This window comes from Schleiferilactobacillus perolens DSM 12744 (assembly GCF_001435585.1).
Lineage (GTDB): Bacteria > Bacillota > Bacilli > Lactobacillales > Lactobacillaceae > Schleiferilactobacillus > Schleiferilactobacillus perolens.
This window is the reverse complement of record NZ_AZEC01000001.1, coordinates 1-22454: the sequence shown is the minus strand read 5'-3', so window position 1 is coordinate 22454 and position 22454 is coordinate 1. Positions and strand designations below refer to the sequence as shown.

At 48.9% G+C, this 22454-nt stretch carries 21 protein-coding genes; 11 read left to right on the top strand and 10 right to left on the bottom strand.

Annotated features, from left to right (window positions below; translation table 11 throughout):
* Nucleotides 1-104 precede the first annotated feature (104 nt).
* Together FD09_RS00095 and FD09_RS00090 are read right to left on the bottom strand one after the other, a co-directional pair.
* A complete protein-coding gene (locus FD09_RS00095) occupies nt 105-1433 on the bottom strand; it encodes a PTS sugar transporter subunit IIC (protein ID WP_057817036.1) in 1329 nt (442 codons plus the stop codon).
* A gap of 18 nt (nt 1434-1451) precedes the next feature.
* Nucleotides 1452-2822 (bottom strand): glycoside hydrolase family 1 protein, encoded by a 1371-nt coding sequence (locus tag FD09_RS00090; RefSeq protein ID WP_083487349.1) that lies wholly within the window; start codon nt 2820-2822, stop codon nt 1452-1454.
* Nucleotides 2823-3003: 181 nt separating this feature from the next.
* Between FD09_RS00090 and FD09_RS00085 the strand changes: the two genes are divergently transcribed.
* Nucleotides 3004-3729, top strand: coding sequence for a GntR family transcriptional regulator (locus FD09_RS00085; RefSeq protein ID WP_057817034.1), 726 nt, complete (start codon nt 3004-3006; stop codon nt 3727-3729).
* Nucleotides 3730-3874: 145 nt separating this feature from the next.
* Nucleotides 3875-4924 carry a hypothetical protein gene (locus tag FD09_RS00080; protein WP_057817032.1) on the top strand — a complete coding sequence of 350 codons (1050 nt, stop codon included), beginning with the start codon at nt 3875-3877 and terminating at the stop codon, nt 4922-4924.
* Between the two features lie 114 nt (nt 4925-5038).
* On the opposite strand, the gene FD09_RS15795 is transcribed toward FD09_RS00080, so the two are convergent.
* Entirely contained in the window at nt 5039-6997 is a 1959-nt protein-coding gene (locus FD09_RS15795; protein WP_083487347.1) for an EndoS/ChiA family endoglycosidase, read from the bottom strand.
* A 278-nt stretch (nt 6998-7275) separates the two neighbouring features.
* On the opposite strand from FD09_RS15795, the gene glpK reads away from it, so the two are divergent.
* Nucleotides 7276-8805, top strand: coding sequence for a glycerol kinase GlpK (glpK, locus tag FD09_RS00070; RefSeq protein ID WP_057817030.1), 1530 nt, complete (start codon nt 7276-7278; stop codon nt 8803-8805).
* 15 nt (nt 8806-8820) lie between these two features.
* On the opposite strand, the gene FD09_RS00065 is transcribed toward glpK, so the two are convergent.
* A complete protein-coding gene (locus tag FD09_RS00065; protein WP_057817028.1) occupies nt 8821-9843 on the bottom strand; it encodes an amidohydrolase family protein in 1023 nt (340 codons plus the stop codon).
* A gap of 70 nt (nt 9844-9913) precedes the next feature.
* Between FD09_RS00065 and FD09_RS00060 the strand changes: the two genes are divergently transcribed.
* Nucleotides 9914-11347 (top strand): DUF4874 domain-containing protein, encoded by a 1434-nt coding sequence (locus tag FD09_RS00060; protein ID WP_057817026.1) that lies wholly within the window; start codon nt 9914-9916, stop codon nt 11345-11347.
* On the opposite strand, the gene FD09_RS00055 is transcribed toward FD09_RS00060, so the two are convergent.
* Nucleotides 11344-11535: a hypothetical protein gene (locus FD09_RS00055; protein ID WP_057817024.1), complete on the bottom strand. Its 192-nt coding sequence runs from the start codon at nt 11533-11535 to the stop codon at nt 11344-11346. The two genes, FD09_RS00060 and FD09_RS00055, sit on opposite strands and share 4 nt — an antisense overlap.
* A gap of 380 nt (nt 11536-11915) precedes the next feature.
* Here FD09_RS00055 and FD09_RS00050 point away from each other — a divergent pair, with 380 nt between their 5' ends.
* Together FD09_RS00050 and FD09_RS00045 are read left to right on the top strand one after the other, a co-directional pair.
* Nucleotides 11916-12860: a macro domain-containing protein gene (locus tag FD09_RS00050; RefSeq protein ID WP_057817022.1), complete on the top strand. Its 945-nt coding sequence runs from the start codon at nt 11916-11918 to the stop codon at nt 12858-12860.
* Entirely contained in the window at nt 12847-13911 is a 1065-nt protein-coding gene (locus tag FD09_RS00045) for a DarT ssDNA thymidine ADP-ribosyltransferase family protein (protein ID WP_057817020.1), read from the top strand. Before FD09_RS00050 ends, FD09_RS00045 begins: the two co-directional genes overlap by 14 nt.
* A gap of 77 nt (nt 13912-13988) precedes the next feature.
* Here FD09_RS00045 and FD09_RS00040 read toward each other — a convergent pair whose 3' ends face one another.
* Nucleotides 13989-15788, bottom strand: coding sequence for a DUF2264 domain-containing protein (locus FD09_RS00040; protein ID WP_057817018.1), 1800 nt, complete (start codon nt 15786-15788; stop codon nt 13989-13991).
* 158 nt (nt 15789-15946) lie between these two features.
* A complete protein-coding gene (locus tag FD09_RS00035; protein ID WP_057817016.1) occupies nt 15947-16360 on the bottom strand; it encodes a MerR family transcriptional regulator in 414 nt (137 codons plus the stop codon).
* Between the two features lie 74 nt (nt 16361-16434).
* On the opposite strand from FD09_RS00035, the gene FD09_RS00030 reads away from it, so the two are divergent.
* The 4 genes from FD09_RS00030 to FD09_RS00020 all read left to right on the top strand — a co-directional run bounded on the left by FD09_RS00030 (nt 16435) and on the right by FD09_RS00020 (nt 19742).
* On the top strand, nt 16435-17436 hold the full coding sequence (locus FD09_RS00030) for an aldo/keto reductase (RefSeq protein WP_057817014.1): 1002 nt from the start codon (nt 16435-16437) through the stop codon (nt 17434-17436).
* A 106-nt stretch (nt 17437-17542) separates the two neighbouring features.
* Nucleotides 17543-17710 (top strand): hypothetical protein, encoded by a 168-nt coding sequence (locus tag FD09_RS16155; RefSeq protein ID WP_157053627.1) that lies wholly within the window; start codon nt 17543-17545, stop codon nt 17708-17710.
* Nucleotides 17711-18227: 517 nt separating this feature from the next.
* Nucleotides 18228-19166, top strand: coding sequence for a DHH family phosphoesterase (locus FD09_RS00025; protein ID WP_057817011.1), 939 nt, complete (start codon nt 18228-18230; stop codon nt 19164-19166).
* 177 nt (nt 19167-19343) lie between these two features.
* On the top strand, nt 19344-19742 hold the full coding sequence (locus FD09_RS00020; RefSeq protein WP_057817009.1) for a hypothetical protein: 399 nt from the start codon (nt 19344-19346) through the stop codon (nt 19740-19742).
* Between the two features lie 153 nt (nt 19743-19895).
* Here FD09_RS00020 and FD09_RS00015 read toward each other — a convergent pair whose 3' ends face one another.
* Together FD09_RS00015 and FD09_RS00010 are read right to left on the bottom strand one after the other, a co-directional pair.
* Nucleotides 19896-21221: an MFS transporter gene (locus FD09_RS00015; RefSeq protein WP_057817007.1), complete on the bottom strand. Its 1326-nt coding sequence runs from the start codon at nt 21219-21221 to the stop codon at nt 19896-19898.
* Between the two features lie 36 nt (nt 21222-21257).
* Complete coding sequence (locus tag FD09_RS00010; protein WP_057817005.1) at nt 21258-21752, bottom strand: YagU family protein; 495 nt, start codon at nt 21750-21752, stop codon at nt 21258-21260.
* 41 nt (nt 21753-21793) lie between these two features.
* On the opposite strand from FD09_RS00010, the gene FD09_RS16150 reads away from it, so the two are divergent.
* Nucleotides 21794-21973 carry a hypothetical protein gene (locus tag FD09_RS16150; RefSeq protein ID WP_157053626.1) on the top strand — a complete coding sequence of 60 codons (180 nt, stop codon included), beginning with the start codon at nt 21794-21796 and terminating at the stop codon, nt 21971-21973.
* Nucleotides 21974-22041: 68 nt separating this feature from the next.
* On the opposite strand, the gene FD09_RS00005 is transcribed toward FD09_RS16150, so the two are convergent.
* Nucleotides 22042-22454, bottom strand: a 413-nt coding sequence (locus FD09_RS00005; RefSeq protein WP_157053625.1) for a zinc ribbon domain-containing protein, incomplete at its 5' end; no start/stop codon positions are given.

The following is a 22454-nucleotide window of genomic DNA, read 5'->3' as shown; positions in this document are numbered from 1 at the left end:
CTAATCTATTGGTATACTAAAACGCCTTTACAACGATCGCTGTTGTAAAGGCGTTTTAGGTTTTGTTGGTCAATCGTTCATCGTTTCAAACTTCTGACTTTGGGTTATTGTGCGCGTTCCAATTCAGCATTCCGCTTCGTTACCCGATCACTTACCATCAAGAACGGCAGATAGAAGAACACGCCCTCCACGATGATTAGCAATTGAACGATCACGGCACGCCAGTCACCACCAGTGGCGAGAAACGCACTGAGGAACGGCGGTGTGGTCCACGGAATCAAGACGACGACGCGGTTCATCCAGCCCAACACGGTTGCTGCATAAGCAATCAAGATACCGATAACCGGCTGTATGACAAACGGAACCATCATCGGCAAGTTAAATACAATGGGAAAACCAAAGATGACCGGCTCGTTGATATTGAAGATTCCAGGTGCTACAGCCAGACTAGCGATATCTCGGCTGGACTTCAGCTTAGAAAAGACAAAGATGGCAATTAACAAGCACAGTGTAGAACCAGTACCGCCAATCATTCCGAAAGTATCCCGGAAGGTATTAGTCAAAATATAGGGAATCGACTTATGAGCGTTGTATGCCACCATATTCTTGTTCATATTGATCAATAATACGGGATCTAGTAAGGTCCCATTGATCACAGTCTGATGGATTCCCAATGTAAAAAGGAAGTTCCCAACTGAATAGATAAACAGCATACCCGGCAAACTTGTGTTGAACCGGCGCAACGGTTCCTGAATGACGGCCGTAATAATGGCAATCAAATTGGTGTGGCCAAATACTGAAAGTAATGCCGCACCCAATGCAAATGTAGAAACTGTTAAAATAGCAGGAATCATGGAGTTAAAAGAACGGGAAACCATGGGTGGAATACTGTCACCCATATTAATTTGTAAATGTTTGACTGCTGCCAGTTTGATGAACAATGTCGTTGCCAGCAAACCAATGATAATACCCGAGAACATCCCCGTCGTGCCTAAGTTAGCGAAGCTCAAAGCCCCGGTAATATCGACGGCTTTTTTTGCGCCAGTGGGAATCATTTGGACCGTGATCGGCATAGTGACAATGAGTGAAGATAACGCGATCATCGCGGCGGAAATCGGGTTGTCGTAACCTTTATTCCGCGCTAACACATAACCAATCGTGGGCGCCAGGGCTAATCCAGCAATATTCAATGTCCCGTTGCTAATTAAATTGCCCCAAACCTGAAGATTGGCTAATGTTTGGCCCTTAGCAATCAGCGGAAAGACAACGTTGTTGATCAACACGCCGACCCCAGCGAGGATAAACAGCGGCATGATCACCGCGAAAGCATCCCGCAAGGACCGAAGATGGACTTGGTTCCCGACTTTCCCGGATACTTCGGCGAATTTATCCATAAACTTATGCAGTCCAGCATGGGATTTTTCTTCTGCCATGAGAATTCTCCTTCCTAATTACAGGACATCACCATTGCTGGCGATGACCCGCTTGAACCAGTGATAACTCTTCTTGGGTACCCGCTTCAGATCACGCAAATCATCATTTGTCCGGTTAACGTAAACCACGCCGTACCGTTTCTCCATGTCACCCTGGGAACTGAGAATATCGATCAACCCCCAGCCTAAGTAACCAATGACGTTCGCGCCTTTAGCTACCGCGTTCTTCATCGCTTGGATATGGTCTCGGTGATAAGCAATCCGATAATCGTCGTCGATTTCGTGCTCCCCATCCCAATGTTCGCGAACCCCGATCCCGTTTTCAATCGGGAAGATCGGCAGGTGCGTTTGGTTTTGTAAGGTTAAAATCGCTGTTTCAAAACCTTGAGGATCAATCTGCCAGCCCCATTCATTGGCTTGCAGATAGGGATTTTTCTTGGTGCCGACTTCAGCAAAGTAGTTCGGCGCCGTCCCGGTAGGAATCTGAGTCGAATCAATGGTGAAGGTGGCATAGTAACTGAAAGCAAAGAAGTCACTGCGCGTTTCGCCGATCTCGGCCATTTCATCCGGTTTAAGAATATCCTCGAGGTCATGGGCTTTCATGAAGGCCAGGACTTCATCAGAATACTTACCTTCTGTGAAAATCCGAATTAAATTGTTGTCGACAAATTCGGTATATTCTCGGGTGGCGGCGACATCAGCCGGGTTTGGCGTTGCCGGATAAGCGACTTGATAAGCTTCCATACCACCGATTTGTAAACCAGGTTTGTTGGCGTGGATATAATTGGCTACCTTGGCATGCGCTAAGGCGACATTATGGAAAATCTGATACTGATCGTGGAGGGTCTTATCTCCTTTTAGATAACCGCTGCTGGGAAAAGCATGGCTAAAGCCATAGAGGTTTTGTTCGTTAAATGTCAGCCAATACTTCACCCGATCACCCAAAACATCAACCATCTTCTTGCCAAATTGGAAGAAATTATCCACCACTTGGCGGTTGATGAAGCCGTTGTATTTCTTAGCGAGATTCAGGGGCATGTCAAAATGATATAGGGCCACCATGGGCTGAATGCCGGCGGCCAATAATTCGTCGACTAAATTGCTGTAGAATTCGATTCCCTTTTCGTTAAATGCGCCTTCGCCATCGGGTTGCACGCGGCTCCAAGAAATCTGAAACCGGTAACAATTCATTCCAAGGTCTTTCATCAACTCGATGTCTTCGGGATACCGGTGATATTCGTCAATGGCAACCTTCCAGTCGGATACCTTCTCCGTCGCGGGCCGGATGTCATACACGGACGGACCTTTGCCATCTTCATTCCACGCACCCTCAGTTTGCATACTGGAGACTGAGTTACCCCATAAAAAGTCTTTGCGTAATTCTGTCACGATCACTGCTCCTCACTTTTAGTTGTATTCGTCAGCGCCACCCACTGGTCACGCTTTCTTTAATCCGTTTACATCATATAGCGGTTTTCCCAACTTGTAAAGTCATATTTTATTTATGACTTTACATCTTCCAAAAGTTGACTATACTAAAGTGGACAAATTACAAAATGGGGGATCAAATATGCCACTCTACCAAGATATCGCCAATCACATTGGTGAAACTATTCGCCAAGGAAAATACACCGCCGGTGACCGGCTGCCCGATCAAAAGAAACTGGCCGAACAATTCAAGACCAGCCGGATGACTATTCAAAAAGCCCTGAACATCCTCAACGCAGCGGGTATGACCTACAGCGTGCAAGGTTCAGGGACTTACGTGAAACATAATATCGATGAAATGTCCAAACTCAACTTGCGGGTGGATCAATATGTGGGCACCAGCTCGCTGTTGGGCGGCAAGGCCAAGATTGTCAGTCAGGTGATCAAGTTCAAGGTGGATTTCCCTACCAAGGACGAACAGGAACGGTTGCATCTGGATCCCGGTGATCCGGTCTACCACATCATTCGCCTGCGTAATGTCGACGGTGCCCCTTTTGCACTGGAACACACCACCATGCCGGTCGGTGTGATTCCGGGGATCAATGATGCGGTATTACACAAATCGATCTACGGTTATATCCGGACCAATTTGAAAAAAGTGATTGGGGCCGCGTATCGAGAAATCAGTGCGGATAAGCCAGATCATTACGATAAAGAATATTTGCATTGTGACGATACTACCCCGGTACTGCAGACTTTCCAGGTCGTGTATCTCGAAGACGGCACCCCCTTTGAGTACTCCGCCACCCGTCGCCGGTATGATAGCGGCAGTGTGACCGTGCTGGTGCCCCGACGGCCGCATATGTAAGCGGGTGCCGTCGTTAAAACATACTCAGGTATCAAGTTAATGAATTTTTAACTTATACCACTTGCAGTTCAGGGGACAGTGGGCTACGATGATTGTGACAGCTGTGTTACAAATATATTTCAACTGTCATAAAGGGGATTTAGCAATGAAGAAATCATTTGTCATTTTATTCAGCGCCGCATTGCTTAGTTTGAGCCTAACAACCATCGTCGCCACACCGGTTCATGCGGCCAACGATGATGCGCCGGTCACCGATACCACCGATTCATTAGCAGTCACCAACAAGACCGGTTACATCTATTTCCGGCACGGCGAAGGGACTTTCAATGCTTACAAGGATCCCGCATTGAAGATCTTTGGGCCGGAAGTGACGCATTTTGCGGACCGTTACATGCCCCACCAAGCTGTTGCCGCCTACGATCAAATTGCCACGAATACCAAAACCAATCAGGTGATGGCTTACCACATTCCAGACGGCTGGGTGGGTCTTGATTCATGGACCGCCAATGATCCAAGTACGTATACCCGCGGAAATGATTTCGGGGTAGTCACTCTGGGTAACAAAACACAGCAATTGTATACCGATTCCAAATTATTGACACCTGCCAACCGGACATTGGCCGCTGGTACCGCATGGCGCTATGATGTCAAGGAGATCATCACTTACAAGTACATCAGCAGTGTCGGTATCTATGCGTATCAAGTAGGCACAAATCTGTGGCTGCCTGGTACTGCCGTAGCTACCGAAGATTCATATCCAAACGGTTGGGGGGTATCAGACCAAGGAATTGTCAAAGTCACCAATCGCGCTGAGGCCACGATGTATGGTAATCTTCGATGGAATAATAGCCAACCCTATGCACGCAAGCTGGCATATGGCACGCAATGGCGGTATCCAAAGGCTTACATTAGTTCAAAAAACAAGCTTTTGGGTTTTCAAGTCGGTAATAACCAATACGTGAAAGCCAGCGATGTGACTATCGTGCCCCGTCGTGGTGTTTTTACCGTCACCAGTAAGAACGGTGTGCCTGCAGTCAGCCACATTGGTAATTATCCAGTCGAAACCAGAAAGTTAAAAGTGAATACGCGCTGGTTAACAACCGGTGTGCAATATTACTACGGTACTGTCTTTTATCGGGTATCGACGGATTCTTATGTCAATGGTCTGAACGGAACCTGGACACCGTTGAAGTAAATTCGATTGGCCGCACAAAAGAAGCTTCCAGTAGGAACTAACCCATTGAAAGCTTCTTTTTGTGTGTCAACAATCAGTAGACCCGTTTTTTATTTTAAACTACGATACTTTGGTCTAATAGATGCGGACAAAGCGGTTGGTGGCGACTTGATAATACAGATGTCCTTGACGCGACACTGTACTGGTCACCCGCCAGCTGGTATGGGCCCCCAGGACCGCTTTCACGGTATTACCCTGATTGTCATACAACTGGACCGCTTGTTTGCCAACATTGTAAGCAATCACACCGTCTGGTGCTTGCACGTATAGGTCTTTAGCCACTTGGTAATACGCATGGCCGCTAATCCATTTCACACCCGTGATGCGCCACTCAGTTTTTGCGGCTAATGAGCGGCTTTGTTTTTCGCCAGTCCCATTGTACAGTGCAGCACCCTTGCTGCCGGCTTTGAAGATGCCGGAAGCCGGTGCTGGCGTGACCGTCACGTCGTTGGTGTTGACCCATTGCCGATCTGCGACCAGATAGTAGTCACCAGCCCGAGCGGTATAACGCCAGGTGGTGCCGTTCTTGAGAGTTTGCACCTTTTGGCCATTGGTCAGGTGATCGACGGTGGCGGCACCTTGATCATTAGTGACTTGAACAACACCGGTTTCATCAATGACCCGGGTCAAGGTGACATCACTGGCTTTCAACCAGCCATTGGCGCCAACTTGGTAATAGGTGTCGCCGCTGGCGGTGACTGCTTTGCGGGCGGTGCGCCAGGCAGAACCCAGCGTTAAACCAGCAAGTGTGCCATCTTCTCTGAACTGGTCAGTATAAGCGTACTGGCTAGCCTTGGTAGTTTGGACATAAATGATTTCATTGATGTCGGTGTACTCAGGCTTTGTTGTTTCCATTTGATTCTTCACAGCCAATGGATCAAAAGTTGGACTCAGAGCCAACGTATAATCATCATTCAAGAAGGCTTTGTTCACATCATAAATGTTGGTGCCTTTGTTGATGGTGTCCTGGGCCGTCTTGACCTGATCAGCCGTCCACTTGCTCTTGTTTTGGGCCAAATAGAAATTCGCAATGGCTTTCGCTTCAGTCACTGAAATTCCTTTCACTTCTTCAATGGCCGCTTTAGTCCAAGCAAAACTGGTCGGTACGATGCGATTCAAGTCTTCTTTATAGTTGCGCCCATCGCGATCCACTGCGTATAAGAACATCCCGGCTAACTGATTTTCCCGGACATACTTGGCAATATCATAAATATGACTATTGGTATAAATCGGATCCGTATCGTACCAGCGGTTATTTTCATCCTGTTCTTCTGGGAAAGTCAGTCCCGCTAGGAATTGATTTTTCGGGAAACCGACATTCTGGTAGTCCGCCACTGCTTTGGCGGTGCGTTTAGAATCGGAACCGTATTGCTGATAGCCAAGCAGATTGAATGCATCCTTCACATTCTTGAAAGGATCTACATTGGACCCATTGGTATCGTATATAAACCGAGTCGAAGCATTCCCCGATTTCGGTCCAATATATTTTGCCAAGGCGTTCACCACACCGTCAGAAATCTTCACTTGCGCCGCCGTGGGTTTGGTTTCCATGTCGATATCCAAACCGTCTAAGCCCCATTGACCGGATAAGTCTTGCAAAAGGTCCTTAGCATAGGCATCAAATTGTGCCGGCGTCGGATCGTTACCATATTTTTCAGTGATCTTGAGCAACGTCCCATAATCAAGCGCCCGGACTAGTTTCACACCCCGCGCATGCATCTGCGGCACATATGTGGATTTCAACGTATCAAAGAATAATTGTGCCTGCTTCTCTTGACCGGCCGGCACGTAACTGAATACATTGACAATATCAATACCAGTGGGCAAATCGGTCATGGCAATAGTATTTTTGTCTGGTAAAGAAGTATTCACACCGGCCATGGTCTTGTCGCGCCAAGCCCGATAGTACACCATAAACTGTGGTTCTTGCGCTGTGTCTGCAGCACGCACCGTACCGCCGTGACCGGCCAGCATTAACGCCAACAGCCCTGCTGCAGCAGCCAATGCTAAGCCCGCCTTAAACAATTTCTTCATTTTTTCTTTCCTCCATTCTTTTTTGAAACAGAGAAATTCTCCCAATGTACCAATCCCCTTGCGCCAGTTACCGCCTCCCCGCTCTGCTTTTAAACAGACTGGTACAACAATTATCATACAGCGCTTACATTTTTAGCGAAAGCGATTTATCTAAGTTTTTTACGCACAAATTTAAGTATTTTGTGCTTAACATTATTCGTCATTGCTTGGCCCTCTTGAATGCTTGGGTGTACCATGGTGTAATCGAAACCAAGTAATGCTGTCACAGGAGGATTTCCATGGTCACGAATGAACGATACATATTAGCAATTGACGAGGGCACTACCAGTACACGGACGGTGATTTTTGATCACAACGGGCAAAAGATCACGGAAGCCCAGCGCGAGTTCCCCCAGTATTTCCCCCATCCCGGGTGGGTCGAACACAACGCCAATGAAATCTGGAATGCGGTGTTGTCAACGATTGCCACGGCGTTTATTTATTCCCATGTCCAGCCGAATCAGATCGCTGGTGTCGGAATTAGTAACCAGCGAGAAACCACGGTGATTTGGGACAAGAAGACGGGGCTGCCCATTTACAACGCCATCGTATGGCAGTCCCGCCAGACTCAAGACATTGCGGAGCAGTTAAAAAAAGACGGTTATGCCAAAATGATTCATGATAAGACTGGTCTGTTAATTGATCCGTACTTCTCGGCGACAAAAATTCGCTGGATTTTGGATCACGTCCCGGGCGCGCAGGAACGGGCCGAAAAAGGTGAGCTCCTTTTTGGCACCATCGATACCTGGCTCTCGTGGAAATTATCCGGTGGCGCTATTCACATCACCGACTATACCAATGCATCACGGACGATGCTTTTTAACATCCACACTTTACAGTGGGACGACGAAATTCTTAAAATTTTGAATATCCCTAAAGCACTGCTGCCCACCGTGCACAGTAATTCCGAGGTATACGGCGAGACAGTACCCTATCATTTCTATGGGAGTTCCGTCCCCATCGCTGGTATGGCGGGGGATCAGCAAAGTGCCCTGTTTGGTCAGTTGGCACTGGAACCGGGGATGGTGAAAAATACGTATGGCACCGGGGCGTTCATTGTGATGAATACCGGAGACCAACCGACCATTTCTAACAACAATCTGCTCACCACTATTGGCTACAAGGTCGGCGATCAGATTGCCTATGCCCTGGAAGGATCCGTCTTTGTCGCAGGTTCAGCGATCCAGTGGCTGCGGGACGCGATGCAGATGGTGGAGAAAGCCGGCGATTCAGAAATGGCCGCCCGCCAGTCCACCAGTCAAAACGAAGTGTATGTGGTGCCCGCCTTCACTGGACTGGGTGCACCGTATTGGGACGCCAATGCGCGCGGTGCGGTCTTCGGGATTACCCGCGGTACCACCCGAGAAGACTTCATCAAGGCCACCTTACAGTCTCTGGCGTATCAAACTCGGGACGTCGTGAACACGATGAACGCTGATACTGGTATTCCGATTCAGGCATTGCGGGTCGATGGCGGTGCTGCCAATAACAATTATTTGATGCAGTTTCAGGCAGATATTCTCGGCATTCCGATCGAACGCGCGGCCAATCTAGAGACCACCGCCATGGGGGCCGCCTTTCTCGCTGGCCTGGCTGTGGGATATTGGGATAATCCCGATGAGCTGGAAACAATCGTCAACATTGGCAGACGGTTTGCCCCGACGATGCCAGCAGATGAACGGGAATATCTTTATGCCGGGTGGCAGCAAGCTGTCACGGCAACCCAGATGTTTAAGCATACATCACAAAACAAGCTTAGTTTCACGTGAAAACTGACTGATCCATTATTTTTTCAACATGGGTAGTAAATCCATCACAGTTTGATACCGGATCTGGTTTTGAACATCTGAATCAAGTGTCTGAATCGCTGCCAGCTCATTTCCTCGCCCAAATCGGGCCGGTGTAATCGGATAGTCGCTGCCAAACACAACATGGTCCGCACCCAGCATCTGAACAGCTAAGGTGATTTCTGCGGCACTCATGGAATGGGTGTCCACATAAATTTGCGGTAAGTAATCTGCCAGGCGATACAGCGGTACCGGTCGTTGATTGGCAGGCAAACCATTGGCATACATTTGGTACAGCATTTCCTGGCGAGTTAGAATGAATGGCAATACCCCACCCAGTTGACCTAAGACAATCCTTACATGGGGGAATTCGGCCAACACACCGCTAAACACTATGCGCAAGAGCGCCAATGTATCTTCCACCAACTGGCCCAAGCCCGCTTTAATTTGCTCTCCACTCATAAATCCAGTCGTGGGCGTGCCAGTTTCCTGCAAGGCCACATTGGAAGCAAAATGAATAAAGACGGGGACACGCAATTGGTTTACTTTTTTCCAAAATGGGCGCAAAGCCGGGTCGTCTAAATAGACGCGTTTGCCCTCCACCATATAATCCGTCAATGTCGTCACTGCAGGCATATGCAAATCCTGCACCGCATGAGTCACTGCAGCGGGCGCTCCAGCACAAGTGGGGTCGATGTAGGCCAAGGGTTGAATTTGACCACCGCTTTTTTCATCAACAATCGCCATCTGCTCGTTGACCCAAGTGATTTCTTCATCCAAATTGCGAAAGTGGTTGGCAGATACTCGCAAAATTAACGGCATGTTAGCAGAATAGGTAATTAGTGCTCGGTCAATATGGTACGCAGCCAATGCTTGTTGCTGCTGCTCCAGCGATTCAAAGGCGGGATCATTCCACAAATATGCCGGACCAAAGCGCATATCATGCGTTGTTGCTAAATGTGTTAAATACCGCGTGTTCAATGGCTGCGGTAACATATGCACGTGACAATCAATAATCATTTTCTCATCCCTTCACGGCCCACCATAGCAAAAAAATGTGATAAAAATGTAGTGTGAAAGAAGGTTCATTATGCTTACGATGATGCCCCCAGCACTGCCCGGTAGCGATACAGAACAATTACTGGCCAATCCCGACCGCGGTTTGCGGCTGGAAACGTACTTAAATGTGGCCACCGGTCAAGGGATGTACCAGTCGGCCGACATGGATGCTTTTGCCGCCTTTCATCAAGCATTGGCGTTGCATCAAACTGATCGGCCCACCTTAGCCCAGACGTATTTCTATTTGACCGATTACAAGGCACGACCATTGGATCAGATTGCGTTTGCCAATATGACCCGCTATCTGGAGATGGTGGCGGCCGCGCATATGAAAGTCTTGCTACGGTTCGCTTATATTTGGGACGATGCCCACCCTTTGCGGCAAGAGCCAAAATTGCCGCAAATCATCCAACATATCCAACAACTCAGCCGTCTTTTTCACCAGTTTGCCGGCACAATTCACGCGGTCCAGGCAGGATTTATTGGACCCTGGGGCGAATGGCATGGCGATGCCCGCCAGCGGACGGACGAAACTGTGATTTTACGCACCTTATTGCGGAGCGTACCTGAAGAGATTCAAGTGCAACTGCGTATGTACGATATAAAAACCAAAAACGCCCCCGCGTTGAGTGCCGTTGATCAGTCCCGGCTGGGTTTCCACGATGATTTCTTGATTGGTGTACCTCACGAATGGAACACGGGGGAAGACAACGACCATGCTGTCGCCTACCAGCAGTATCTGCGGGACACCGCCCATATCTTGCAGGACGGCGAGATGATTTGGTTTTGGGCGAATCCGATTTATTTGAAAACTCCGACTATTGCCAGCCAGCCCTTTATCCAGCGGTTGATTGACAGCCACTTTACGTCACTGAGTTTGGCGCACAATTATTTGGAGGCCCAGAGCGGTTCGTTTTCTGCCCAAGAACTCGAAAACGAACTGCACAATCAGGGGGTCAAAGACTACCCTGGCATACCGACCACAACGTCAATGCTGGCTTGGCAGTATGAACCGATTGATGCGGAAACCTTGACCGCACGCCACTGGCCATTTCAGCCGGCATGGTTTAAAGATGCCCAAGGTCAGCCCCTGCAACGGACTGTCTTTGACTATATTCGAGATTATCTCGGTTATCGTCTGCAGGTCAAAAAAATCACCTGGGAACCGGACGTATTTGCCAGTCCGGTGCAGGTGACCTTGCATAATTATGGATTTGCAGCGCCGCTGGGTCTGGCGACTGTCGAGCTGTTGGTCGTTGATACAAACGAACAGGTTTTAGGGCGCACCACGCTAGCCCCCGATGACCTGCAGGCTGGGATTGATGTCGCCGCCATGATCCCAATGATCCCCGGCGACCCGCCGGCCCAGATCGGTGTACGGTTAGCCGCCCGGAATGGGGATGGCGGTCGGTTAGCGAATATTGTCGACCACTTTGATGGCACCAACTGGTTCGCTATCCACTAGAACCAATTTAACGGGTCAAGAATATTGAGAAACATGTCCAAGAAGGTCCGCCAGAAGACATCTTTACCCGGTTTCTTGCGAAAGTGATTGATAATCGTAGCGACACCAGCGATGAGGACACAAAGCACCAAATAGAATATGAGGAAAAGGACGACAAAGGTCAGGCCGGACAGAATGGTTTTCAGCATGATAATTCCCCGCTTTAGCAATGATTGTGAGTGTAGTGTAGCACAATCCATACGGGATCATTGCCAACCATGCTCACCATTACTCCACCGTCAGCGCCGCCTTTTCTGTAAGTCTGTTCAATATACCCAACAACCTCGTGGTGATCACTATACAAACTAAAGCCATCGCCACGGACGCACTGCCCTGCTCGAGTTGGCCGACGATGAATGTCGATCCCGGTAGCGCGATCAATGAGGCACCCACCAATTCAATGATCGCAAAGTGAGGAATACCTATCTGGATTCATCTGATAATCACCATCCCAGTAACTTCTTGCGGACTGTGCTAAAATTGTTTTACAGATTCATTTGCTGCAGAGTGCTAATAGGAGGTGTTTGCTATGCTCATGTATGTCACTATGAATCTATTCGACAGTCCAGCACAAGTTCTTGTGAATACCGTAAACACTGTGGGTGTCATGGGAAAAGGCATCGCACTCACTTTCAAGAAACTTTACCCAGATATGTTCAAAGAGTATCGCCGCTTCTGCGAGCAAGGACAACTTACGGTGGGGAAGCTCTGGTTGTACAAAACGTCCGGGAAATGGATTCTTAACTTCCCAACAAAAGTGAACTGGCGAAACAGGTCAAAAGCTGAATACATCGAAGCTGGTTTACAGAAGTTTGTGGCTTCGTACCAAGAAAGGGGTATTACATCCATTTCTTTTCCCCAACTCGGCGTGGGCAATGGCGGTTTAGACTGGGAGAAAACTGTTAAGCCATTAATGGAGAAATATTTGGCGCATTTGCCTATCCCCGTTTACATCCATTTGTATGAAGGGGAAAATTCGAAGCCAGAATATGCAAATATTTCCGAAATGCGGCAATGGTTGGATAGCGACCCAAGTGCACTAAGCGTTGAAGAATTCAAAGACGACTTAATCAATGCATGGAAACAACCGACTTTTGAATATCGCAGCCATCGTATTCAAATGGAAAATGAGTTCACCAGTGAGACCAATGATGGCACCTCAGCTGTTTTTATGAAAATCACTGATGTTAGTGGCCAAATATATGCAGTCTCACAATCAGACATTGCTGACTTGTGGACTCGTCTTCGCGACCAGGGTGTTGTCACAGCAATGGATTTGCCTGAACCGTTACAACAAGGGTCGGAAAGCGACTTCTTCTTTTCACTGTTAGCTCAAGTCCCATATGTAAAGTGCATATCTGTTGGCGTAAATCATTCCAAGTTGAACGCTATCTCATTACGACGAGATCAATTACCCAATCAACAAGACACTAGTAAACAGACCAATGAGAGAGTAACTTATGCCACAAAATAATGCATATGCACTCATTATCCGAAAAATGATTAGTGGCGAGATCAATACTGGATTAAGCTCAAAGTTGCAGCACTTTTGGCCGCGTTTTGCATACCATTTTACAGATATTACCAACGCGGTCAGCATCTTGACAGATGGTTACTTATTATCACGTAATCTTGCCAAGAAAGCAGACAAAATGCGTAACGACAATGCCAGTAGCGAAGTGATTGGTGGAACGAATAACAATATTGAGGACCTTGTTCGCTTATATTTCCGTCCTAAAACACCAACACAATATCACAACGAGGGATTTCAGATTGCGGCTAATCGAAGTCAGCTTCATGCTGATTGTCCCATTCCGATTTTCTTTCTTTTTGATTTAGCAACACTACTTTCTAGCTCAGAAGCTCTCTTCACTGCACAATCTTTAGCAATACATGGGGAGGCCGACTTTTTCCATGCTCCCGAGCAATTTCAACAATTGCCTTTCGCAAAAATCTTCAACAATCGAGCGTTACTCGGTACACCACAAGAAAATCGCGATATCATCCATCATCGTCAGGCTGAAATAGTGATACCAAATCAACTGGATCTAACGGATTTAAAATATCTCGTTGTTCGCACGCAGGCAGAACGAGAAACATTGACTCAACTACTGCACGACCGAAATGTTTTTAAATTTGATTCACTAATTCGGGTTGGTGACGAAACCATCTTTTTCAAGGATAGAAACTTCATCGATCAAGTTCAGCTTACTGCCAACGAAATTAATGTCGATGCTCGTACAAACGAAGCTTACCCACGTTCCTGGGGCCTTGATACAATATACGCACTTGATGGTGCTGCCCGCGAAAATTATTTGAATTATCGAATGTATTTTACTTTTCAAGATGGGCATACGGCGATGTGGCCTGGGCCAAAACAGAATGCACTACTAAAAAACCACACCACTATTCAACTCCCCAAAAACCAACAATCTTACGTGGTGGAAATTCAACTCGACGATCACATTGCTTATCGTGGTTCTTATCAATCTGCTCGACAATTATCTGATGATCTCCCATTCTAGATAGCACTATCTGTTCACGCGTACATTCAAAAAACGGATCGTCGGAATTGACGGTCCGTTTTTGTCTATCTCGTCAGTTACAGCGGTACAACCACATCTTTGCCTGCCCAACCGACAGTCACTTGCTTACCATCATAATCCACATCCGGCGTTGCCAGCGGCAAATCCGTCCCACCATAATGGGCACTGATCAATAGATACGTGCCCGGCGACAATGCCACGGTGGTGGTGAGAATCACCGTATGGGAATACACCAGATTGGAATTAGGACTGGGGAACACGGCCTGCAGTTTCTTGTAGCCCAGCATGTTCACAATCGCGGTGGTGCCAATGGAAGATTGGAAGGCCAGGCCACCGGGATAATCCAATGCGGGATGACTGTCTGCGTGACTGTCCGGCACGAGATTGCTAAAGCCGCCATCAGCCACTTGCAGCGCCCGCTGGGTCACAATTTGGTGAATCCGAACATGCCATTCGCCCAGCGGAATGATCGTGCTGACAATCCCCACATTGGGCAGCGGCGACCAGGTATGCTGCACCCAGTCCGTCGTGACCTTGCTGGCCAGATTCTTACCCTTCGCCACAAATAGATCGCTTTGATCCTCCGCTACAGCCAAAACGCTATCGAAGGCGCCATCTTCTAAACCGTGCCGCCCTGTACCGACACTGAAGGCAAAGCGTGAAGAATAAACAAACTTGCTGTACTTTTCATCACTGTGAGCCTGGGACGAATACTGCCCACTGGGATAAAGCATCACGTTGGTACCCCCTTGATTGGTCACCAGCATCTTCGCCGGAGCAATCTGAATCCGGGCAGCCCGCTTTGGCTGTGTCATAGGCGCCGCCCAGAACGGATGATCCGCTGGTACCGCCAGAACAATGAATGTTTTGAAACTCCAGTACGGCGATCCTGGGCCATTATAATGTTCAGACATGTAGAGATTTTCATAACCATAGCCGATACTCAGTACCCCGTCCGGCTTCGTGATTGGCAGGGTCTGCCAATAATTGAGATGGTTGAAAATGAGGCTCTTCATTTGCCCCCATGGCAGCGCCTCTACATTCGTGAACACACAGACGGACCAAAAAGCAGCCTGGGCAAAACGATACGTGAGACTGCGGCCAAAGGGTACCGCCGCCCCGTTGCGATCGAACCAGTACTGGAAGCTCTGAGCAAACGCCTTGGCCCGCCCCACGAATTGGGCACTGTGCTCTGGGTCTTCTTTTGCCATATAGTGGGCATAAAGCAGACCATAAAAATGCATTGCCCAAGGAATGTAATAGTCCATCTGCCGGGGATTGCCGTCAAAGTACCAACCATCCGGCAAGGCCATGGTGTCGATCAACTCCAAGTCAGCCACTAAACGTTTGTGGTCGGCGGGCTGACCTAATTTGATGAACGCCACATTCACCAAGATTCGGAAAAACCGCCAATTGTTCTCCCAAACTCCGACACTGTTTACCTGATTCAGCCAATGATAAATATTGTTTTGCTGGCGCTTGTTCAAAGTATCCCAGAACCGCACCTTCGTCTCAATCAGCGTCACCGCCAGCGCGGCCATTTCCACGATTAGTTGATCATAATCGGTAATCTGCCCCCAGTAATATTGGTGCTGCGGATTCACGCCGTCCAAAATGGCCTGCCGATAGTATTTGAAATCACTATCCGTTAATATACCTTGCCCATAAAGCGGCCCCACCGCCCAAAGCTGGCGCAAGAACCCTTCAATCTGGGCTTCATCATCGCTATAATGCGTCGCACTACTGCCTAAATTCAGCCGGCCATTGCCAGTTTGTCGATACTTCTTGGTCGGTGCCAGTAATGCGTCAAAATAGGCCAGCAAGCTCTCCCGATCCGTAATTTTTTCCCCAATCATCCCGCGTCATCCTTCCTTCAAAAATCCTATTTTCCCACATTTTTAAGCGCTTACATATATTATAATACGCCCTATTTGTGAACAAATGAATCATTATTTTGTGTTATTTTTTACGAAAGTTGACATTAAAAAAGCCGCACACAGAACGGCCGTCATAATTAATAGATTTGGTGTCGGTAATCTTCCCACTTTGGCCGGGGTTGATGCGCAGCCAAAGCGGTCTGAATATCAGCAAAATAGTGTTTTTTACGTTGGATCTGCTGATAATTGGCCTGCAGTTCGGAGATCTGCCGCTGAATCCGGTCATCCACCTCATCCAGCAAGGCCAACGTCTTTGCCACATCCTCTTCGCTTTCGCTGTAATGGAAGAATGCCGCCAGTTCATCCAGCGACATCCCCGCGTTCTTGTAGCAGCAAATCGTACTCAATCGGGACAAGTGCTGGTCGGTATAAACCCGGTGCCCATTTTCCCGCGGCACATTATAAAGTAATCCCAAGTCCTCGTAATAACGTAATGTGGACGGACGCATATTGTACTTCTGGGCAACCTCGCCGATTGTGTATGTGGTCATGCAATTTCCTCCTTGACTTCAAGCCAGCTTGAAGCGCTATGCTAAGAGTATCAATTAATAAGGAGCGAAAATCAATGGTCTATTTAGCAAACGCACAACGTTACGACAAAATGATTTACAATCGTGTCGGTCAAAGCGGCTTGAAAGTATCCGCCATCGCCCTCGGGTTATGGAATAACTTCGGCAGTGTGGACCCGTTGGAAAATCAAAAGGCCATTATCCATCAGGCCTTTGATCTGGGAATCACCTACTTCGATCTGGCCAATAACTATGGCCCAATCCCGGGCAGTGCCGAGGAAAACTTCGGCCGGATCATGGCCTCCGATATGAAACCTTACCGGGACGAAATGGTCATCGCCAGCAAGGCCGGTTATCTGATGTGGCCTGGCCCTTATGGCAACTGGGGCTCCCGTAAGAGCATTATTGCCAGTGCCAACCAGAGCTTAGCGCGGACTGGCTTGGATTATTTTGACATCTTTTACACCCACCGGCCTGACCCAGAAACACCGGTGGAAGAAACGGCCCTGGCCCTGGATCAACTCGTTCGAGAAGGCAAGACCCTGTATGTCGGCATTTCCAACTATGACGGTGCCCAGACCAAGGCGATCGCGGCCATCTTCAAGGACTTGAAGACACCATTTATCATTCATCAACCCCGCTACAACATGTTTGATCGGCATATTGAAAAGGACCTGTTCCCTGTTTTGCGGGCGGAACACAAGGCCGCGGTCAGCTTCAGTTCGCTGGCGCAAGGATTGCTGACGGATCGTTATCTGCACGGCATCCCCAAGGATTCCCGGGCGGCTAAGTCGACCATTCCATTTCTTCATGAAGATCAAGTCGAAAAGACGCTCAACACGGTGAAGCAGTTGAACGATGTGGCGGCTGTCCGTGGTCAAAGTCTGGCAGAAATGGCCCTGGCCTGGAACCTGCGGGTACCGGAAATTGCCAGTGTTCTGATTGGTGCCAGCCGGCCGAGTCAAGTCGTGGACAACGTGAAGGCATTGGATCATTTGGACTTCACTGCCGAGGAATTACAGAAAATCGATAACATCTTGGCTAACTCCGCAAAGTAAAGCTTTCACTGACCTTTGATGCAAGTAGTTAACGGCTTTTCCACATGTGCAGTACAATACCCACAAAGCAACACTATCTAATTCACTGTTTGTGGGGGGCATGACGATGGCTAGTAATGATCGCTATCTTTTGAAAACCGTGACGATTAGTGGCGTAGGAAAAACTTTTTTGACAAAGGATAACGCCATTTTGGGCAAGCAAGTTGAAGTTTTTGCCCGTGTTGATCCAACGACTGGCGAAGTGACTTTCTTTGTTGATCCTGAGCAGCTATAAAAACACAGCTTAAGACACATGTGATCGGCCCATTCCGGCCGATATCACATGTGCCTTTTTGTGACTCCAAATATCTAAAAATTACTTCCAAGACAGCACGGGCATCCACTCGCAAAAAACCAGCACCCGATTTAACTGAGTACTGGTTTATCTCTTTTAGGAGTTCTTCTGTTAGCCAGGGTACACTCCCAAAGCCCTCTCTAATCTGTATGTCGGCTTTTTCTATTTAGCCAGGGTCTGCCTTCGAAATCCCTCGCATCATGCTTGTCGGTATAACCAGCCAAAAAATTTCTCTCAACAGCTAATCCGCAAGCCAAACACGTTGCCGCGTCAGGATGGTTTGTTATGTTTTAGAGAGGAGCTGCCATCAAACTCCTCCTGAATCACACATAGTATACCAAATGACGAGAAGTGTTTGAACTTTCAGCTCGGCTCATCGACTCACTAGCCTGTATCACCGGCTTTTCTGCGCTATGATATAGACAGTAAAGCAAATACGACTTGGAGGCATTCAATCATGCAAGACGCAATCGCGCAGGTTTTGACTGCGATTCATCAGTACGACACCATCATTATTCACCGGCACTTGAATCCCGATCCGGATGCCATTGGCTCACAAGTGGGATTGGCCACTGTGCTACGGCATGCTTTTCCAGATAAAAATATATACGCTGTGGGGCCGGACGCGCCCACATTGGCGTGGATCGGACCGCAACAGACGATTGATCAAAGCATTTATCAAGGTGCCTTGGTGATTGTGATCGATACAGCCAATACGGCACGGATCGCCGGGGATGAATATACGTTGGGGCAACAGCTAATCAAAATTGATCACCATCCGAACCGCGAACCATTTGGCGATATTCAATGGGTCGACCCAGAAGCATCCAGCTGTTCCGAAATGGTCGCTGATCTGATCACTTATTCCGACGATTTGCAGCTGACCAAAGAGGCCGCTGCTTGTTTGTATGCGGGTATTATCGGAGACACGGGCCGGTTCCTGTATGATCTGACCACTCCGCGCACCCATGAAGTGGCCGCCGATCTGCTCCGTACCGGGATTGATGCACCCGCGATTGGGCGGCGGGAAGATGAGTTTTCGCCGAAAGTGGCCAAGTTATTGGGTTACGCGTTAACCCATGTGGCAGTGTCCGACCACGGTGCGGGATCACTGATCGTCAGCCAGGATTTGATCCACGAGCTTGATTTGCATAACGGTCAAGAACAGTCTGCCGTGGGATTCATTGGTAAATTGAACACGATCAAAGATTGGGCAGTCTTCACTGAACGCCCTGACGGTAAGTATCGGGTGGAACTGCGCAGTAAGACGATCCCGATCCAACCGTTGGCGATCAAACATGGCGGTGGCGGTCATCCATTGGCCTCCGGTGCCGTGGCGGATGATTTGGTTGAGGTGAACGCGATTATTGGGGAATTGGATGCGTTGAACCGTTGATTCGCTTTGCCCGCAGAAACGGGCAGAGTTGCCCAGGGAGAACCGAGTCATACATCGAAACGGGCAAAGCCGAGCAGAGCGCTCGGTTTTGCCCTCTGATTGCTTGCGATTTCTTGATTTTTATTCATAATAAAATGTGCCAGCAGATGACCCTGTTCGAGAGAGGGTTATCTAAAAATGTCTGTTTCTTTGTTGCTCAACACGATCGTCACGGTAATCAGTGTGCTGGTGTTCTCCGATTACATCCAAGAACGCCGCGTTCTGGTGCGTTTACACCGGGCAATCGCTAAGACTTGTACAAACACTCAGCAGGTGAGGACCGCCTTGGCCCGGACCCGGTACCATCAAGCTTTCGACCACCGCATTAACGCAGCTGACTTGTCCGCCACCGTGGCACTCGCTTTACTGGTGGCGGCACTGTTGAACCTGAATAGTTTCGCAATCAGCGTGTTGGCGATCCTGGGCATGATTGCTTGTTCCTTGGTAACCATTAGTTTGGCTGCGCACAACGAAGATCTGGCGAGCCGTTCCTGGAAACCTCGCCTCATTAAGTACGAAATTCGCACGCGGCAATAATTAGCTTGTTTCACCCTTTGTAGATACGACAGCGCTGCGCGGCGTATACCGAAAAAGCGCAGGCGGTCATCTGCTGGTGGCATTATCGTTTCGTGTCTCGCTGTCAAAAGTCGGCCTGCCCCTCATCCGTGGATGGGAAGCAAGCCGACTTTTTTAATGCGATTTAATAGCCGCGTTCAAGGCCTTTTCGTCATAGAAATGCAGCAGCGCGATCATTACCAGATAAACGACCAACGGAATCCACACATAGTTGGCGTTGATCATCGCAATCGTGCCCGCGTTTTGGGCGTGGTTCGGGATATACCCGGCCAGGTCGAAAAGCCCGCCGGTGATTAATCCGCCTAAGCCCAACCCCAGATTGACGCCGAGGTCGTTGGCGGAGGAAAAGATACCTTCCGCTTGAACGCCTAAAACCTTCATGCCATAGCGAATCGTGTCCGCAATCATGATCGATACGAGACCAACCACCATCCCTTGACCAATCCCATTAATGGCGGTGGCGGCGAAGATAATCGGTAGCGTATGTGTATATACGCCAATGGCTAACACGACCTGGCCCGCCAGCGCGACCCACATGCCGGTGGCCATCGTCCGCTTATTGCCGTGGGTGGCTGATAACGACATAATCAGAATCACGCCGATCAGGGACGTGAACGTGAAACTATTGGCGTAAGAGACCAAGTTTTGATTGTTGAAGACGTACTTGAAGTAATACACGGTCGTCTGGTTCTTGATGGCCGTGACCAGCCAGAAGAGAAAGATCACGCCGGACAAGACTAGCCACGGTTTATTTTGGCCGGCCGCTTTGACGACTTTACGCCATGGCTGGTGGGCAATTTCTGGTTGGCTGTGCCGTTCGCGAATCTGCAGGAATGTATTCAAGATGAGTCCCAAAGAGATCACGGCGAACATACTAATGGTAAGCAAAAATCCCTTTTGCTCATTACCGCCACCAAATGCGGCCACCAACGGAAGTGTGAAGACCGCCACGATGATCTGGACCGCACTGCCGAAGAATTGGCGAATCACCCCCAGCAATGTGAGTTCACGGTCATTATCCGACAAAGTCGGCAGGACTGACGTGATCGGTAAGTTGACGGCGGTGTATAGAAAACCCAGTCCTAAGTAAGTCACGTAGGCCCATGCGAGCTTAACGCCGTAGTGCAGTGGCGGCGTGACAAAGGTGAGCACGGCAAACACCACATAAGGCACCGCATACCAGAGGAAAAACGGTCGCGATTTACCGAAACGGGAATGGGTGTGGTCGATCATGAGGCCGACTAACGGGCTCTCGACGACATCCGCGATGCGGGCGACAATGAACAGTACCGCCACATCCCCCGCCTGTAAGCCATAAACATCTGTGTAGAAAAACAACAGGTACATGGTCATCATTTGGAAGACCAAGTTATCGGCGGCGTCGCTAAGACCGTAGCTGATCCGTTCCGGCCAGCGTGTCTGCCAATTCGACCGGTGCATACGCCCCATCTCTTTTCCCCGTTTCACGTGAAACAGTTATTTCTTATCTTCCATTTCTTCAAGGACCAGTTCATTGACCCAGTTCCAAATGGCATGGCCCAGTGCTTCCGAAATGTGTTCTTCCATCGGCTGATCCTTGGCTGGCGGCACGGTACCAATCGCGGGCATAGCCGCTAAGTGGGCCACCGACCAGACGCCCAAGCCCCAGACGGTCCCTTTGCCCAGTTTGGCTAATGGCATATAATGGCGCACTACCGCGTAAAGCATGGCAAGACTAGTGGAGAAGCCAAAGTGAATGGCCAGACTGGTCCAAGGAATGTCATGACCGTTATAGTGGAAAGTGGCATGGGCCAGTTTTTTGGGCAAACCGAGTTGTTCCAGAAATTGCTGCGGCGGATTCGTGGCATCCCGCTCTGGGGTCCGCGGCGGCAGGATGTTCTCCCACCCAAGTTTAACGAAACCCGAAACCGTCCCAGCGACAGCCCCAGCTGCTAATGCATGATGAATTGAAAATTGCTTCTTTGCCATCATTAATAACCCCCAATTTCATATTCAAAATCCTTCACTTACAATTGTATAGCACTAAAATCAATACTACCACTGTGCAGCCTGACAATGATAATTTCACGCAATTCGGCGGCCATTCCAGTAAAGTCAACTACCCCCACTTACGACCGAAGTCGTTGAAGTGGGAACTTGCAACTCACGCCCAGTGGATCGGCGCTGCTCTTGGTACCATTGAGAAACTGTAGTCCAAACGTCTTACGACTCCTACGCAATGGTTACATCCGAGGGCGGTTGACAACGCCCTGACGGCAAGTCAGGCCATGCCCGACCGTTTTGTTTTCTTTTGCTTCTTTGAGTCAAACGACGGCTCTTTGTCCCCGGCCAAATAACGCCGGCCAAGTTCGGCCAGGTTCATCGCCGCGACGCGATCATCATTAGTGCGGCAGTCGCACTGCTGGCAATGGTACTCGTGGTGCTGGTGATTGCGAGCGCGCTTGTCAATGGTGCCGCACTGGGGACAGCGTTGGCTGGTGTAGTGCGCATCCACTTTGATCACGATACAGCCATACTGCTGGGCTTTGTACGTCAAAAACTGTTCCAGCTGGTAAAAGGGCCAGCTGACCCGTTCGTATTTCTTATCCTTTGGTGATTTTTCCAGTGTTTCACGGATGTCAGTCAGCTCCTCGATGGAAAATAATGTCCCCGGCCCATAGCAGTCAAGGAGTG

Bases quoted from the DNA above. Each gene is read 5' to 3' on its own strand.
- FD09_RS00020 (WP_057817009.1), top strand. From the start codon at position 19,344: ATGTCTGTTTCTTTGTTGCTCAACACGATCGTCACGGTAATCAGTGTG.
- FD09_RS00055 (WP_057817024.1), bottom strand. From the start codon at position 11,535: ATGCTGAAAACCATTCTGTCCGGCCTGACCTTTGTCGTCCTTTTCCTC.
- FD09_RS16155 (WP_157053627.1), top strand. From the start codon at position 17,543: ATGGCTAGTAATGATCGCTATCTTTTGAAAACCGTGACGATTAGTGGC.
- FD09_RS00095 (WP_057817036.1), bottom strand. From the start codon at position 1,433: ATGGCAGAAGAAAAATCCCATGCTGGACTGCATAAGTTTATGGATAAA.
- FD09_RS00045 (WP_057817020.1), top strand. From the start codon at position 12,847: ATGCCACAAAATAATGCATATGCACTCATTATCCGAAAAATGATTAGT.
- FD09_RS00035 (WP_057817016.1), bottom strand. From the start codon at position 16,360: ATGACCACATACACAATCGGCGAGGTTGCCCAGAAGTACAATATGCGT.
- FD09_RS00040 (WP_057817018.1), bottom strand. From the start codon at position 15,788: ATGATTGGGGAAAAAATTACGGATCGGGAGAGCTTGCTGGCCTATTTT.
- FD09_RS00010 (WP_057817005.1), bottom strand. From the start codon at position 21,752: ATGATGGCAAAGAAGCAATTTTCAATTCATCATGCATTAGCAGCTGGG.
- FD09_RS00065 (WP_057817028.1), bottom strand. From the start codon at position 9,843: ATGATTATTGATTGTCACGTGCATATGTTACCGCAGCCATTGAACACG.
- FD09_RS00030 (WP_057817014.1), top strand. From the start codon at position 16,435: ATGGTCTATTTAGCAAACGCACAACGTTACGACAAAATGATTTACAAT.
- FD09_RS00050 (WP_057817022.1), top strand. From the start codon at position 11,916: ATGCTCATGTATGTCACTATGAATCTATTCGACAGTCCAGCACAAGTT.
- FD09_RS00060 (WP_057817026.1), top strand. From the start codon at position 9,914: ATGCTTACGATGATGCCCCCAGCACTGCCCGGTAGCGATACAGAACAA.
- FD09_RS00025 (WP_057817011.1), top strand. From the start codon at position 18,228: ATGCAAGACGCAATCGCGCAGGTTTTGACTGCGATTCATCAGTACGAC.
- FD09_RS00080 (WP_057817032.1), top strand. From the start codon at position 3,875: ATGAAGAAATCATTTGTCATTTTATTCAGCGCCGCATTGCTTAGTTTG.
- FD09_RS00085 (WP_057817034.1), top strand. From the start codon at position 3,004: ATGCCACTCTACCAAGATATCGCCAATCACATTGGTGAAACTATTCGC.
- glpK (WP_057817030.1), top strand. From the start codon at position 7,276: ATGGTCACGAATGAACGATACATATTAGCAATTGACGAGGGCACTACC.
- FD09_RS00015 (WP_057817007.1), bottom strand. From the start codon at position 21,221: ATGCACCGGTCGAATTGGCAGACACGCTGGCCGGAACGGATCAGCTAC.
- FD09_RS15795 (WP_083487347.1), bottom strand. From the start codon at position 6,997: ATGAAGAAATTGTTTAAGGCGGGCTTAGCATTGGCTGCTGCAGCAGGG.